13 protein-coding genes and 1 other RNA gene are annotated in these 14,688 nt (G+C 38.3%); 8 read left to right on the forward strand and 6 right to left on the reverse strand.

Features of this window, described 5'->3' with window-relative positions; translation table 11 throughout:
* Window positions 1-38: 38 nt before the first annotated feature.
* Window positions 39-1,091 (forward strand): DUF2652 domain-containing protein, encoded by a 1,053-nt coding sequence (locus JXQ92_RS13905; protein WP_421987227.1) that lies wholly within the window; start codon window positions 39-41, stop codon window positions 1,089-1,091.
* Window positions 1,092-1,094: 3 nt separating this feature from the next.
* On the opposite strand, the gene JXQ92_RS13910 is transcribed toward JXQ92_RS13905, so the two are convergent.
* The 3 genes from JXQ92_RS13910 to JXQ92_RS13920 all read right to left on the reverse strand — a co-directional run bounded on the left by JXQ92_RS13910 (window position 1,095) and on the right by JXQ92_RS13920 (window position 3,413).
* On the reverse strand, window positions 1,095-1,685 hold the full coding sequence (locus JXQ92_RS13910; protein ID WP_421987228.1) for a hypothetical protein: 591 nt from the start codon (window positions 1,683-1,685) through the stop codon (window positions 1,095-1,097).
* Window positions 1,675-3,015 carry a 6-bladed beta-propeller gene (locus JXQ92_RS13915; protein WP_421987229.1) on the reverse strand — a complete coding sequence of 447 codons (1,341 nt, stop codon included), beginning with the start codon at window positions 3,013-3,015 and terminating at the stop codon, window positions 1,675-1,677. The genes JXQ92_RS13910 and JXQ92_RS13915 overlap by 11 nt, the downstream gene beginning before the upstream one ends.
* Before the next feature lie 62 nt (window positions 3,016-3,077).
* On the reverse strand, window positions 3,078-3,413 hold the full coding sequence (locus JXQ92_RS13920; protein ID WP_421987230.1) for a hypothetical protein: 336 nt from the start codon (window positions 3,411-3,413) through the stop codon (window positions 3,078-3,080).
* Between the two features lie 163 nt (window positions 3,414-3,576).
* Between JXQ92_RS13920 and JXQ92_RS13925 the strand changes: the two genes are divergently transcribed.
* From JXQ92_RS13925 to JXQ92_RS13940, 4 genes are read left to right on the forward strand one after another with little or no spacing between them, the layout of a single operon-like run.
* Window positions 3,577-4,812 (forward strand): M16 family metallopeptidase, encoded by a 1,236-nt coding sequence (locus tag JXQ92_RS13925; RefSeq protein ID WP_421987231.1) that lies wholly within the window; start codon window positions 3,577-3,579, stop codon window positions 4,810-4,812.
* Window positions 4,812-5,453: an O-methyltransferase gene (locus tag JXQ92_RS13930; RefSeq protein ID WP_421987232.1), complete on the forward strand. Its 642-nt coding sequence runs from the start codon at window positions 4,812-4,814 to the stop codon at window positions 5,451-5,453. Before JXQ92_RS13925 ends, JXQ92_RS13930 begins: the two co-directional genes overlap by 1 nt.
* A gap of 32 nt (window positions 5,454-5,485) precedes the next feature.
* The gene (locus JXQ92_RS13935; RefSeq protein WP_421987233.1) at window positions 5,486-7,339 is read left to right on the forward strand and encodes a LysM peptidoglycan-binding domain-containing protein; all 1,854 of its coding nucleotides are present in this window, start codon (window positions 5,486-5,488) and stop codon (window positions 7,337-7,339) included.
* Between the two features lie 25 nt (window positions 7,340-7,364).
* Complete coding sequence (locus JXQ92_RS13940; protein ID WP_421987234.1) at window positions 7,365-8,324, forward strand: DUF3078 domain-containing protein; 960 nt, start codon at window positions 7,365-7,367, stop codon at window positions 8,322-8,324.
* A 21-nt stretch (window positions 8,325-8,345) separates the two neighbouring features.
* Here JXQ92_RS13940 and JXQ92_RS13945 read toward each other — a convergent pair whose 3' ends face one another.
* Complete coding sequence (locus JXQ92_RS13945) at window positions 8,346-8,621, reverse strand: hypothetical protein (RefSeq protein WP_421987235.1); 276 nt, start codon at window positions 8,619-8,621, stop codon at window positions 8,346-8,348.
* A 410-nt stretch (window positions 8,622-9,031) separates the two neighbouring features.
* Window positions 9,032-10,147: a DNA polymerase III subunit gamma/tau gene (dnaX, locus tag JXQ92_RS13950; RefSeq protein ID WP_421987236.1), complete on the reverse strand. Its 1,116-nt coding sequence runs from the start codon at window positions 10,145-10,147 to the stop codon at window positions 9,032-9,034.
* A 130-nt stretch (window positions 10,148-10,277) separates the two neighbouring features.
* On the opposite strand from dnaX, the gene ssrA reads away from it, so the two are divergent.
* Window positions 10,278-10,646, forward strand: a transfer-messenger RNA (tmRNA) gene (gene ssrA, locus JXQ92_RS13955).
* 376 nt (window positions 10,647-11,022) lie between these two features.
* On the opposite strand, the gene JXQ92_RS13960 is transcribed toward ssrA, so the two are convergent.
* Entirely contained in the window at window positions 11,023-13,227 is a 2,205-nt protein-coding gene (locus JXQ92_RS13960) for a helix-turn-helix domain-containing protein (RefSeq protein WP_421987237.1), read from the reverse strand.
* A 95-nt stretch (window positions 13,228-13,322) separates the two neighbouring features.
* Here JXQ92_RS13960 and JXQ92_RS13965 point away from each other — a divergent pair, with 95 nt between their 5' ends.
* Both JXQ92_RS13965 and JXQ92_RS13970 read left to right on the forward strand, forming a co-directional pair.
* Entirely contained in the window at window positions 13,323-13,571 is a 249-nt protein-coding gene (locus JXQ92_RS13965; RefSeq protein WP_421987238.1) for a hypothetical protein, read from the forward strand.
* A 90-nt stretch (window positions 13,572-13,661) separates the two neighbouring features.
* The gene (locus tag JXQ92_RS13970) at window positions 13,662-14,687 is read left to right on the forward strand and encodes an SDR family oxidoreductase (protein WP_421987239.1); all 1,026 of its coding nucleotides are present in this window, start codon (window positions 13,662-13,664) and stop codon (window positions 14,685-14,687) included.
* The last annotated feature ends 1 nt before the right edge of the window (window position 14,688 follow it).

A 14,688-nucleotide genomic window follows, 5' to 3' on the forward strand; every position in this document is an offset into this window, starting at 1 on the left:
TCCAAAATATGTGTTCATGCTTTTAGATAAAAATACAAATGAAGTTCGCGACTATATTGATACCAGATATCAGCGGTTATACTAAGTTTCTGCACAAGACGGAATTGAGTCATAGTACACATATTATAAATGAGTTACTTCAAGTTGTTGCAGATACGCTTCAGCCTAAGTTTACTTTGGCCGAAATAGAAGGAGATGCATTGTTAACCTATGCGGAAGGCAAACTAAGTCAAGCCGAAATCGAAGAAGTCTGTACTGAAGCTTTTAAAAATTTTAACTACTTCCTGAAAATTGTTGAGAGAGATAGCGTTTGTAAGTGCGGTGCCTGTAATAACACGAGTAGTTTGAAACTGAAGTTTATCGTTCATTATGGCAAGTTTGATGAGGTAAAGATTTCTCAATTTACGAAGCTATCCGGGCTGGATATGATTATTGCCCATCGGTTGATGAAGAATACGATTCCTTCAAAGGAGTACATTTTAGTCACAGATTCTTTCACGATTGATACTGCTTCATCTGCTTTTGAATGGCAAAAAGGAAAAGACAATTACGAGGTGCTTGAAGATATTCACTATCAATATGCCTTAATAGATCACCTTAAAAAAGAAGTACTTCAACCAGAAACTGCCGAAGATTATTCTAGCCTTTTTGGTTTGGCGCAAGTGATGGATCTTGAAATAAATGCGCCAATTAAAAGAGTTCACACCGCACTCACCGATAATAATGAGAAAGCCAATTTTGTGGAAGGTTTGATTGATGTAAAAGCTGATTCGGAAATTAATCGAGTAGGCAGTACTCATATTTGTGAGTTCGACGGAGATAGTTTCGACATTAAAACGCTTCAGAATATCGACGAAAAAGATTTGCTAGTATATATTGAAAAAGCTCATTCGATTAATACAGGTATGACCATGCTGACTTACTTTGAATTGAAAAAGACAAGTGAGAATGCTACACTGGTTTCTTTTAGGGCACTTACTGGAGATAGAGAGATAATTCCTGCACCTTATGCCGAAATAATTTATGACCAAACAAAGCATACACTTTTAAGCCTAAAAAGTTATCTGGAAAAAAATCTAATATGTCAATAGTGTTTATCTTGAATTATAAGCGTCAGCCATTGCTTTAAAGTAAGATTTGCTAATGGCTTCGAGTCCCTTGATTGGAATGAAACTATTGTTAATAATGTATTCTTGATTTAATGAAAAATAATATGGGGCATTTATCTGTTCAATTGGAAGATTCAATTCCCTATCTTTTATGAGGAATACAGGAATATTCAATTCCGCTAAACCTTTGAGCATTAGGTTTAGACTCCTCTTACTGTTAAAAGTAGCGAATATTGCTATTTTAGAATCGTTTAGAATCGATTTAAAAAAGATTACATCCTCTAGTTCTGCTTCGATACAAAGTGTGCAATTGCTATCGTTTATTCTCAATATAGAAATCTTATGTTCTTGCTTAAGCAAGTTTGAAAGTAGAATCTCTTGATTGATGGCTTTTCCCTCGACTAGAGGGTTTATCTTAAGATCATTTGTTTTTTGTTCAATATATAAATCCTGAGCAAAGATGTCCACCAATCCATTTTCAGAGAGTTTTGCAGAATCAGAGCTCTGGTTGTTACAACTAACACATGAGGATACAACTAAGAAAGTTGTAAGAAGTAAAGTGGGGCTAGTCTTCATTGTCTAATATTTCAAAGTTAGGTTGAATGAAGGCTAAGATTTGATTATCCTCTTCGTCTACTCTATCAGAAAGGAATAGAAAATGATAACCATTTTCGTCAATAAATTTTCTATATAGAGAGTCTCTCGTTGAATTGTTTGCTACGATATCTTGTCTTTCTAGAAATTTATCAATGTTCTGAAGAATATCATTGTTTAGAATGTGGACTTCTTGAGGTTCCATTTTGAACACCAGTGCTGTATCATTCGCCCCAATTGGTCTATAGCCAACGGCCTTGGCCGCTTGCATGAAGTCAGAGTTAAATACTGTGATTGATTTTGTTCGTTTTTTAGAATAAAAGGAGTGTACTATTCTATTCTGATGTGTCCCCCAATTATAGGTAAAGTCCCTAGTTTCCCAAAATGAATCAGGAGTAGGAAGTTCATCAAAGTCTTTCCTCTTTTTTATTTTATTAAAGTCACTCTTAGGAAAGAAATTACTAGGTATGCGATCCTTACCAAAATCCAATACAAATTTAGCTCGAACACCGGCTTGAGAGAAAGAGTAAATGGTGTCGTTAAAAGTAGAACTAATTAATATATCATTGTCTGCGCCATACCTTAAATAGTTTCTGCTCCCAAAGTTTAATAATCCACTATTTTTGATATGGTTGACATGTTGGGAAATTATTTTTATGCCATTCTTGTCTGTTTCATGAGCAATTAGTAGTTGTTTCTCAAGACCATTTACTTGACCATAGCGTGCATCATTGAAAAGGTATGAGTCGATATGGAACAAATATTTATCTGCCGCAATAGGAAAGAAAGAATTCATGGTAAAACCTGCTCTCAAGGTTGATTTGTAAGCACCAGTGTCTGCATTATATCTTTGTATTACACCCCTTGTATTATCTAAAACCTCAATGGAGTTTGAGAATTTGTTAAATGCAACGATTTTTGGAATTTTATACTCCTCAGGTCCACCACCAATACGTTGAATTTTGAATTTAAACTTTCCGCTATGGGAAAAGACAAGGATTGCCTTAGACTTCTTGTCAAGAATAATGAACGCTTTATCAGTTATTAATAGCTGATATATATCTGCAAAAAGGGATTCATCATTTGTTTCCAATGGTATATAGGTAATATTGTGTTTGTAGAGGTCGCTACTTTCTATTTTTTTATTGGTATATAGGTTTGGTATTGTGGTAAGGTCATGGTGAAAAATATCATCATAATGGTTTTCGCTAATATTATTTAATTCTAATTCAAATGTGACTTTTGAATCTTGCTTTGTTTGGCAGGCTATGCAAGCAATACTTAGGAAATAGATAATTATCTTTCTGGACATAATTAACAAGAGTTACTGGTTCCTTGGAGGTGAACATGACTCCAAGGAACCAGATGGGTTATTTAGGTTCTTATAGGTGTTAAGCTTGTAATTGAGCAATTTTGTCTACATACATAAAGTATTCCTGCATCATCGCAAGCGTCTTGAGTCCCGCCAAACAGTACGTTTTTCAAGGAGTAAGAGAAACTAAGTTTTTTGCCATCAGTTTCTAATTTAGCGGCTTCTTCCTCTGTAATCGTTGTAACACACAATTCATCTTTTCCGTTTTCATCTGCCCACCAGATCCATTCAGCATTAGCTACATTGCTAAAATTTATTCCAATTGATTGAATAGAGAGCATTGTCACTCCCATGATCATAAAGGCGAAGGTTATTTTCCGTTTAAATTTGTTTTTCATGATTAATAATATATTAAATTATACATTTGAAAAAATAAAAATATGAATAAAATGCATATATCAAAATGTATATTTATAAAAAATAATTCATTCAATGAACTGCCTTCATCATCAATAATGCGTTATAAATCAGTATCTTTGCCCGATTCAGGAGAAATCGGAGATGGTGGATTATAATTTATTTACACTGCCTAACGGCATCAGAATAATTCATAAAGAAGTACCGAGCACAAAAATCGTTCATTGCGGTTTTGTGCTTGATATCGGAAGTAGGGACGAGCGAGAAGATCAGCTTGGAATTGCCCATTTCTGGGAACATATGGCTTTTAAGGGCACTAAGAAGAGAAAAGCATTCCATATCTTAAATCGATTAGATTCTGTAGGTGGTGAGTTAAATGCCTACACTACAAAAGAGAAAATATGCTTTTACGCCTCAGCACTAGAAAAGCATATGGAAAGTGCCTTCGAATTACTTCAGGATATAACCTTCGATTCAATTTTCCCCGAAAAACAAATTGAAAACGAGCGTGGCGTCATCTTAGAAGAAATGTCCCTTTATCATGATAGTCCTGAAGACGCCATCCAAGACGAATTTGACAATGTGGTATTCAAAGATCATCCGCTAGGAAAGAACATTCTAGGGACAACATCCAGTGTAAAGTCTTTTCATAGAAATGATTTTAAAGAATTCTTAAAAGAGAATCTCAATACCGAAGGTGTTGTCTTCTCCTGTGTGGGCAATGTTCCACTAAAAAAAGTAAAAAGACTGGCTGACAAGTATTTCGGAGATATTCCATACCTAAAAGCAGAAAGAAATAGACTGTCTTTTGGTTTGTACGAACCAAAAACAGAAATCATTAAAAGGAATATTACGCAAGCCCATTGTGCCATCGGTACCACGGCTTATGCACTTGGTGACAAAAAACGACTTCCGTTTTTTATGCTAATGAACATTCTTGGTGGCCCAGGTATGAATTCTAGATTGAATTTGGCGCTCAGGGAAAAGTATGGATTCGTCTACAACATCGAAGCTTCGTATCATCCTTATTCCGATACTGGTTTATTTGCCATTTTCTATGGGACTGAACTCAGCCAAGTTGCCCGCAGCAAGAAACTCATAGCAAAAGAGTTAAAACTGCTTCGCGATAAATCACTAGGTACGCTTCAGCTTCATAAGGGGAAAGAACAGCTGATTGGCCAATTGGCGATGGCAGAAGAGAATAATGCTAGCCTAATGTTGATGATGGGTAAAAGCATTCTAGACCTGAATAAAGTACATAGTTTAGAAGGTATTTTTAAGCGAATTAGGTCTATCACGAGTGCAGAATTACAAGACATTGCCAATGAGGCGCTCCAGGAAGAAGAAATGAGTTATTTAACCTTTTTGCCTAAGAACTGATGGATTTCTTACCGCTTGACATTCAAAAGTACGTTGAGGCTCATTCTGATCAAGAGTCAGAAATCTTAAATGCGCTCAACCGCGATACACATCGGAAGGTATTGAAACCACGTATGCTTTCAGGGCATTTGCAAGGCCGAACGCTTGCTATGATTTCTCACATGATTCAGCCTAAATGTATACTAGAAATAGGCACCTATACAGGCTATTCGGCTATTTGTATGGCGGAAGGTTTGGCAGAAGGAGGTAAACTAATCACCATCGATGTAAATGAGGAATTAGAAGGTTTAACTAGAAGTTATTTTGAAAAGGCAGGCATCAGTCAAGAGGTTGATTACCGGATTGGAAATGCCCTGGAATTAGTTCCGGAAGTGACTGAAACACTAGATCTAGTCTTCATCGATGCCGACAAGAAGAATTACATCAATTACTATAACTTAGTAATCGATAAAGTAAGACCGGGAGGATTTATTATCGCCGATAATGTCCTCTGGAGTGGCAAGGTTGTCGCTCAATTGAAGAAAACTGACAAAGAGACACAAGCTATTCTTGATTTTAACCGTTTGGTTCAAGAAGAAGAGCGCGTAGAGAACGTGTTGCTTCCCATTAGGGATGGCTTAATGACAATAAGAAAAAAGTAGTGAGGCATACACTCGTGTCAATCATCATAATCATGATGGCTTCGTTGAATCTTTCAGCGCAAGCCCCTATTAATGTCCCCTCTGTTGTAGAAGTTGCTGGCGTAAAACTTAAGCTCAACGCCGAAGCAAAACGCGACGTTGAAGAGACACTCGATTTATTAGTTCGCAGCCAATATCATTTCCAGTTAAAAGCAGATCGCTCTAATCTTTACATGCACTTTGTTGAGGAGATTCTGAAGAAAGAAGGTATACCCGAAGATTTTAAGTATTTGGCCATACAGGAAGGTGAATTCATATCCGATGCCGTTTCAACTTCGAACGCTGTTGGTTTTTGGCAATTCAAGAAGGCATCGGCACAAGAATTAGGCGTTCGTGTAGACAACGTAGTAGATGAACGAAAGCACATTATTGCCTCTACCATTGGAGCGACGAAATACTTTAAGCGATCAAACTTTGTATTCGATAACTGGGTACTCAGCATGCAATCATATCTTCAAGGGCTCACAGGTACACAAAGAACAGCCAGCGATAAACTCTATGGGGCAAAAACCATGAATATTACGGGTAAATCGCACTGGTATATCAAGAAGTTCATTGCACATAAATTGGCCTTTCAAGATTTTGTGGGAAATGGAAGAAAGAACCCTGAAATTCAGTTGGCCGATTATGAAGGTAAAGGGAAGACATTAAGGCAGGTTAGTAAGGAAGTAAAAGTTGATTACGATGAACTAAAACGCTTTAATAAATGGCTTAATCAATCGAAGATTCCTGATGATAAGTCTTATAAAGTGATTTATCCACTGAAAGGAAATAAACGACCTGTTGCACAGTCAGTAACAAAGCCTAAGACGAATACAGTAAAAAAGAACCCAAAGACTCAGACCAACTCGAATCCTCCAAAAAGAAGGAACCCAACTGTTCGTGTAACTTCGGGCATAAAGCCGCTTGAAGGTAACGTTGGCATCTATCCGCAAGTCACAGGAAATATTGATGCGGCCTATCAGCCAAGGCAAATCAAAATGAATAAGATTTGGGCCATAAAAGCGAGACCGAATGAGACTTTACAAAGCCTATCTGCACGAACAGGAATAAGTACTGCAAAACTAAGGCGCTATAATGATTTAGGACAAAGAAGAATTCAAGGAAACCAATATTATTACTTGAAGAATAAAAAAACGAAAGGCAGGGTGCATTATCATGTAGTGTTACAAGGAGAAACACTTTGGTCCATTGCACAAGATTATGGCGTGAGACTCAAGAAACTTCAGCAAAAGAATAGAATAAAATCTGGAGAGGTTTTAAAGGTAGGAAGAGTACTCTGGTTAAGGTTTATAAGACCAGAAAAAACACCAATTGAGTATAGTAATGTAAAGGTTGAACGTAAAGAAGAACCTGCCGAAGATAGACTGATCAATGAGGTTACTTTGGCTACAACATTGTTGAGTAAAGAGAAAAGGCCTAAAGTCGAAATTCCGGTTAAGAAAGATCCTGAGGAAGAAAAGGTAGAAATATTTAATAAACCAAAACCGAGAAGAGCATTGGTGAATTCAGCAACTGACACAATAATTACACACTTGGTGAAGAAACAAGAAACATTTTTTGCCCTATCGACGCAATACAATGTGGAAATCGACGATATACTATTCTGGAATAACCTTAAGCTTGAAGATGGTTTGGGAGTAGGCCAAGTTATAAAACTTATGGTGCCTAAGGCCAAGAAGGAAGAGCGAAAAATTGAAGAAGTTCTTCATGTGGTGAAGCCTGGTGAAACCTTATGGTCTATTTCCAAGCTGTATGATGTGAGTCTTGAAGATTTGAGAGGTTGGAATAATAAAACCAACAATGACCTGTCGCCAGGAGAGAAATTAAAGATCCTAAAACAGTAATTGAGATTGAGAATAAAATTTAATTTTGTCACGACTATTTTTTAATAAGACACTGCGAACTCTACTTACACTTTTATTGGCATTTGTTACATCCTATACTGTTTCGGCATTTCAAGAAAAGCCTGTACAAACAGATAGTACAACAGCTTTGCCCGATAGCCTGATCTATTGGAAAGATGGCGGTCGATTTAACCTAAATATTCAGCAAGTTGGTCTTACCAACTGGGCGGCAGGTGGTGAGTCTTCCGTAGCCATTGGTGCCGCCGTTGAAGGTTTTATCAATTATGAAAAAGATGATGTTGTTTGGGAAAACAAAGGACGCGTTGCCTATGGTGTAATTCGTAATGGTGGAGGCGGAAATCGATTCGAGAAAACGAATGATGTGGTTGATTTATCTTCCAAATACAGCCAAAAGTTTAGTGAGAAGGTATTGATGACTTCCGCAGTTAATTTCCGTACCCAAATGGACGATGGCGTTAAGATTGAAAACATTGCAGGTACTGGTGATACTAGACGAACGTTGATTTCCGATTTTATGTCTCCCGGCTATTTGCAGGCCTCTTTGGGACTTACTTATAGAGAGACAAAACAAGGTTATTCAGTTACACTTTCTCCTTTTACGGGGCGATTTACATTTGTTTTGAATGATTCGCTTTCAACAGCCGGATCTTTTGGTGTCGATCCAGGTGAAAAGATTAGATCGGAAGCAGGAATAAGTTTAACAGGAGGTGTTCAGCGAAGCGTTATGGAGAATGTGAAACTACAAATGAACTTCAATTTATTCTCGAATTACGATAAGTTTCCAAATACTGTTGTCAATGTTGAAGCGGGGTTAAACTTGAAAGTGAATAATTACATTCAATCGAATATTAGCTCTCAATTGATTTACGATGATGATGTAATCATTACCCGCTCCGATGGTTCGCGTGGACGAGATCTGCAAATAAAGAATGTAATTAATGTAGGTTTTACGTTAGGTTTTTAGCGCCTCTTTGAAAGAAGAGTCTTAAAATTCGGGGTCTAGGCCGAGTTTATCCTGTAGGTCTTTTAAGGCAGGGTATTTCTCTTTAAGAAATTCAAATTTTTCACGATCCGTATATCGCATCTTCTCACGATCGAGTTCTACCACTACTGATTGCAACGAAATATGATCGTTTTTCAAAGTTGATTTAAGGTGCCTTAAAAGTTCTACTCTAATCTTCTCAAAACCTGGTACTAATGCCTCGTTTGGTACGGTTACGGTAACTTTAGTGCCTGATAATTCATAAGATTGATTGAGCACTTCTAAATCGAGTACTTGAAAATCTCCTTGATCTATAAATTCTTGCCAAACACGTTTTACGTCTTCAGGCGTAAAGTCATTATTTCTTAAATCCTTCTTTTCCTCTTCTAGAGCATCCTTTTTTTCCTTCTCAACTTTTGGCTTATTAATAGTAGCCTGAAGCGCATTTAAATCAGTTGGAATATCAACTGTTTTTGAAGACGAACGTCTAACCGTAGGTCTGTTTACCGGAGTTGGTTCAGGTGCGGGCTTAGCTTCAATTTTGGGTGGTTCAGGAGAACTCGTGATTTCTGTGGTGGACTCTATTTTTGGTGCATCAGCTGCCGTCGGTGGAGGTGCTTGCTCTGTCCGTGGAGTGGGAGCCGCTTTCGCTGGAGTTTCTTCCTGTTTTGAAGCAGGTTTATCCTCCGTTAAGCTTTTTTTTTTGACGCTTCGCCGTTTCCACCAGTTTGAGCAAGAGAGATGGCAGCAGTCAAGTGAGCCATTTTTACTAAGGCTAATTCAACATGTAAGCGTTGATTCTTACTTCCTTTGTAGTTGATGTCACATTGACTCGCAATATTCATTGCGGTAAGTAAAAAGGACATCGGAGTAGTGTTGGCTTGCTCAGCATAGCGCGCTTTAATCGCATCTGAAACTTCTAAAAGCTCTATGGTTGCGTTATCCTTACAAACCATCAAGTCTCGTAAATGACTGCTCAGACCAACGATGAAGTTGTGTCCATCGAAACCTTTCTTTAAAATTTCGTCGAAGATGAGCAGCGTTTCGGAAGTCTTCTCGCTTAACAGCGCCTCCGTCATCCTGAAATAATAATCATAGTCCAGAATGTGAAGGTTGTCAATGGTGTCCTTATAAGTAACTTTTTGTCCCTTAGAAAAAGTTACGATTAGGTCGAAAAGAGATAAAGCATCACGCATGGCGCCATCGGCTTTTTGGGCAATTAGATTTAATGCCTCTTCTTCAACCTCTATATTTTCTTTGGTAGCAATCATTTGCAATTGCTCCGTAATATTCCCAATCTCTATGCGGTTGAAATCGAATATTTGACACCTAGAAAGGATTGTAGGTATGACTTTATGCTTTTCCGTAGTCGCCAAAATGAAGATGGCATAGGAAGGTGGTTCTTCCAAGGTCTTCAAAAACGCGTTGAAGGCTTGGTTAGAAAGCATGTGTACCTCATCTATGATATAGACCTTAAATTTCCCTTGTTGAGGAGGGTAGCGTACTTGCTCAATAAGGTTTCTAATATCGTCTACTGAGTTATTAGAAGCTGCATCAAGCTCATAGATATTAAAAGTGTCGTTACCCATTAAAGGGTTGTCAATGGACTGATCGTTAATAAGTCTTGCTACAATTCTGGCACAAGTAGTTTTACCAACACCTCTTGGTCCGCAGAAAAGCAATGCTTGGGCCAATTGGTTGTTGTCAATGGCGTTTTTAAGGGTTGTAGTAATATGCTCTTGACCTACAACTTCCTCAAAGCCAACCGGTCTGTATTTCCTAGCCGAGACAACGAAGTTTTCCATTGCCGCAAGATATAAATCTTAGCGAAGATGTTTAAAGTTCTTTGATCAAAGTTTTTAAGAGTAGGGTTCAGAACTAAAAAGAGATTACCTTTATAACCCATTTTGGCATATGGCCAAAGCATTGAAACATGGGGCCGACTGGAATTGACAGTAGGTGAAATGCAAGTGTAAGCATGTCGGGAGTTGTTCGTATTTCCTGTAAATCAAACGATCACACTTTATAATTGGCGAAAGACAATACGCCCTTGCTGCCTAATTAGTATTAGATAGCAATGTGTCTCGCTGGCCCCCTGTTCTGCCGGGCCGGCACCAGAGGCATCAACTGCAGAACTGGCTACTCCGGGGTTGTGACGGAAGTAGTAAGATTAATCGCAACTAAGGTTTAAATCAGGATGGCTGCTGTCCTTATTAAATTCGAAAACTAATCAGCAAATAAACATGTAGAAGGCGCTTTGTGTTCCTTATCTGGACGAGGGTTCGATCCCCTCCGGCTCCACATTAGCCCACTAAAGTTCGAGAGAACTACGGTGGGCTTTTTTAGTATTGAGCCTCCTGGAAAGCCTGTAATTGCTACTCTTGTTTTAAGATTTCTTCTTATGCCTAAGATAATTGATATAAGATACTATGGCGATTAAGATAGATATAATCAATAACCATATTAGAGGGCTTAGGCTTATGTCCGTGGAAGACTCAATACCTGTAACTGTTCCTGTGTCCGTTCTCTGCATAATTTACGAAAGAACTAAAATAGAAATGAGAAAGTAATGATTGCAATAAAAAGCATTGTATTATTTGGAGAAATAAAGGAGTGCAAAGAAGTTGGATTGAGGGACTCTATTTTGGATTTAAACGTTTATATATGATTTATACCTCTTTTAAGCCTTTGTTTTACTCAAAAATCGATAATGCGCCATGGCTACTTTAACATCGGTATAGGTATACTCGTCGCCTAACTTGGCTTTTACTTCACTCGAGCTGGTGGTTTCATCGTTGATCAGCTTGAGCATATTATCTAGCTTCTCCATGTCCACTATCCTATACGCATCAACATCTCCTAATTCAATATACTGGCATAAATGCCCGCCAATAGTTCCGGGAACAAGGCTTCTTTCTTCTGCAATTTCTTCGATTGACTTACCCGATTGATAAAGCTTGAAGGAGACTTCTGCCGTAGGCGTTTTAACCCGCCTTTTTACCTTTTTAGTTTCTGATTTTCTCGATTCATGTAGTTCCGTCAGTTCTAGATCTTCTCTTGACAGTATTTTGTCTTCCAGTGTAAACTGGATTAGAAGGTTAGTCTTATGGATTACTTGCCATTTGTTGAAAAACTGCTGTTCCAATTCTTTCAGCTCTTTTCGGTAGGTCTTTAGCTTCGTTTTATCCGTAAGGTTAGCATCATGAAGCTTAATGTCTTTTGACGCTTTCTTAAGAATTGGAATAAAGTATTCAGATGCTTTTGCCACACGTTCAGTGGCTATTTCAAGATAATTACTTTCCGTAGAGGTTATTTTTCGAATCTGTCTTAAGAAATTATCACCAATGCCTTTAATAGGCTGAACTTCTTTCGCTAGCCCAATAGTCCATGGCAAATGCTGTTGCTTAATCGATCTGTTTTCCTGCTTATTGAAACTTTTGACGTGCGTCTGAAGGGCAAAATCGATGGAAGCAAAATTGAATGTTTCGGTGAGTAGTTTCACTAGGTAATTCTTTCTATCGGCTAACAAACTTTCTGATAACTGATCAAGGGAGGCTTTTGATCTAGAGAATTCTTTCATAGAATCACTCAGTTCGAAATTCGATTCTGGAATTTTGGAGGACAATACCAAACCTTCCATCGAAGTAAGTCTTGAAAGTGCTACATACACTTGCCCTTGTGCGAATGAATCGGTCAAATCAAGAATTGCCTTGTCGAAAGTAAGACCTTGGCTTTTGTGCACTGTGACGGCCCAAGCCAATTTTAAAGGGTATTGTTCAAAACTACCGAGGACTTTCTCTTCTATCTCATTTGTTTCTTTATTAAGGCTATAGCGCTTGTTTTCCCAGAGATAAAAAGGGACTTGCACGGCCAAACCATCATCAAAAGTGACCCATATATCTTCAGAGTTGATCTTTGTGATATGTCCTATCTTACCATTGAAGAAACGTCCTTCTCCATTAGGGTCGTTTTTAATAAACATAACCTGAGCGCCTTCCTTCAGTTTCATGTCAGGACTTGTAGCCTGAAGGTTTTCAGGGAAATCACCCTGAATTTTTGCGCGATATGTAAATGTTTTACCTGACAAATCAGCGAGTCGTTCTGCGTTAATTTCGTCGGCTTTTTTATTGTGTGTCGTTAAGTGAATGTAACCTTGTCCCGTTAATTTTTGATAGTCCGATCGATAGTGCTGATTGAGAACCCCAATATCTTCTCGCGTTTGTTGATTTTCTCTAAACCTATTAAGGATAGTGATAAATCGCTGATCGCTTTGTCTATAGATTTTGTCTAATTCTACATTAAGCGGAGGGTTTCCTTTCAAACCTAGCGCATCGAAAAAATAGCTGCTGCTATAATACTGTGATAGTATCTGCCACTCGCTGTCTTTAACTACTGGAGGGAGCTGTAGCAAGTCGCCAATAAATAGTATTTGCACGCCTCCAAAAGGCTCATTTCGTCTACGTCTTAAAAAGCGAAGCGTATGGTCAATGCAGTCTAGGAGGTCGGCACGCAGCATACTCACTTCATCAATAATCAATAATTCTATTTCATTGATCAGGTTTCTTTTTGAGGCATTGAATCGCACATTCGAAAACAATGTGGCTAGGGTAGTAAACTGACTATTTACATTAGGCGGCTGAATGTGTTGTGGAATAAATGCTCCAAATGGGAGTTGTAAAAGTGAGTGAAGTGTAACACCTTCAGCATTGATGGCCGCTATTCCAGTTGGCGCAGCAACCACTGTTTTCTTATGAGTATGGGCTACTATATATTTTAAAAAAGTTGTCTTGCCTGTACCTGCTTTTCCAGTCAGAAAAATGTGTCTGTCAGTAGTATTAATATAATTGGCTGTGATTTTTGCCAGTTCGCTAAGCTCAAAAGACATAGTATGCTAATTGTGGTTCAAAGATGAGATTTTCAATTGAATAATCACATTGAACACTTGTCTCGCGCAAAACATCTGAATAGTATTGCAAAGTAATGTCTTGTCCTACCCATAAATATGAATACTACAATCAAGAACTAGCCGAAATGGCCATGATTGACCAGCATATCTATAAGGGGTTTGAACCACATCAAGGGCCTCAAAATGTTTACGAGTGCAATCATTGTGGGGCATGGCATCTTACTAGTAAAACCGCTAATAGAAACACTAAGCTTCAAGAAATGATTGACTCAGGTGAGCTTAAGCGAAAGCAAGAGGCAAGTCGGTGGGAGAGAGGCTTTTAGTGCCATCGGTCTGGTATCTTTAGAAATAAGCGTAAATATTAAATCCTTTCAGTAGTTTTGACCAATATCAGACTTTTCTACTTCTAATTCATGAGCAAGATTTTAGTTACCGGAGCCACTGGTTTTATAGGTTCGCATATCGTGGTGCAATTGTTAAATACAGGCCATGAAGTAGTTGGTTCTATGCGAGACTTAAAGCGAGCGGATAGGATGCGAGAAGTTTATGCAGAGCACGTTCACGACTTAAGTAAGCTGTCTTTTGTTTCGCTACAACTATTGAGTGATGAAGGTTGGAAGGATGCATTTCAAGATGTTGAATATGTGATCCATACGGCATCACCATTTCCTTCTCGCTTACCAAGAAGAGAAAAAGATGTAATAGAACCAGCCGTAGAAGGGACAAAACGTATTTTGAAATTTGCGGCGGAAGAGGGAGTAAAAAGACTAGTGTTAACCTCTTCGATTGCGGCTATAATGTATGGGCATGAGGAAGGTAAGTCTCAGTTTACCGAAGAAGATTGGTCTAACCCGAACCACAGAAAAGATAAGTCTGCTTATACAAAAAGTAAAACTTTGGCCGAAAAAGCAGCTTGGGACTTTATTGAAAAAGATAAGTCTGGCCTAGAATTGTCAGTTATTAATCCGGGAATGGTGCTTGGTCCTGTTTTAGAGTCAGATTATGGTACCTCTGCTATAGTTATTAAAAAATTACTTGATGGCGCATTTCCTGGGAATCCGAAATTAGGATGGTCTGTTGTAGATGTACGTGATGTAGCGGCTTTACACATTATGGCAATGACTCACCCAAAAGCCAAAGGCGAGCGTTTTATGGCTGCGAATGATTTTATGTGGGTGAAGGATATCGCAAAAGTGCTCAAGGAAAAAGTGCCTAACCTTGCACGAAAAGTTACTGAAAAAAACCTTCCAGTATGGCTGATGAAGGTGTTGGCTAATTTTGATCGAGAGGTGAAGTCAGTAAGCTTTGAATTGGATAAAAAACGCGAGAACGTCAGTAAAAAAGGCTTTCAACTTCTGGGGTGGACACCTCGATCGAATAGCGATGCTATAGTAGCTACAGCCAAAACTTTATCGAAATATGGAGGCCTAAAGCTGTAGC

The organism is Roseivirga sp. (assembly GCF_049099775.1).
GTDB lineage: Bacteria > Bacteroidota > Bacteroidia > Cytophagales > Cyclobacteriaceae > Roseivirga.

Excerpts from the sequence above, each read along its gene's own strand:
- JXQ92_RS13905 (WP_421987227.1), top strand. The coding sequence starts at position 39 with ATGAAGTTCGCGACTATATTGATACCAGATATCAGCGGTTATACTAAG.
- JXQ92_RS13910 (WP_421987228.1), bottom strand. The coding sequence starts at position 1,685 with ATGAAGACTAGCCCCACTTTACTTCTTACAACTTTCTTAGTTGTATCC.
- JXQ92_RS13915 (WP_421987229.1), bottom strand. The coding sequence starts at position 3,015 with ATGTCCAGAAAGATAATTATCTATTTCCTAAGTATTGCTTGCATAGCC.
- JXQ92_RS13920 (WP_421987230.1), bottom strand. The coding sequence starts at position 3,413 with ATGAAAAACAAATTTAAACGGAAAATAACCTTCGCCTTTATGATCATG.
- JXQ92_RS13925 (WP_421987231.1), top strand. The coding sequence starts at position 3,577 with ATGGTGGATTATAATTTATTTACACTGCCTAACGGCATCAGAATAATT.
- JXQ92_RS13930 (WP_421987232.1), top strand. The coding sequence starts at position 4,812 with ATGGATTTCTTACCGCTTGACATTCAAAAGTACGTTGAGGCTCATTCT.
- JXQ92_RS13935 (WP_421987233.1), top strand. The coding sequence starts at position 5,486 with ATGATGGCTTCGTTGAATCTTTCAGCGCAAGCCCCTATTAATGTCCCC.
- dnaX (WP_421987236.1), bottom strand. The coding sequence starts at position 10,147 with ATGGAAAACTTCGTTGTCTCGGCTAGGAAATACAGACCGGTTGGCTTT.
- JXQ92_RS13960 (WP_421987237.1), bottom strand. The coding sequence starts at position 13,227 with ATGTCTTTTGAGCTTAGCGAACTGGCAAAAATCACAGCCAATTATATT.
- JXQ92_RS13965 (WP_421987238.1), top strand. The coding sequence starts at position 13,323 with ATGTCTTGTCCTACCCATAAATATGAATACTACAATCAAGAACTAGCC.
- JXQ92_RS13970 (WP_421987239.1), top strand. The coding sequence starts at position 13,662 with ATGAGCAAGATTTTAGTTACCGGAGCCACTGGTTTTATAGGTTCGCAT.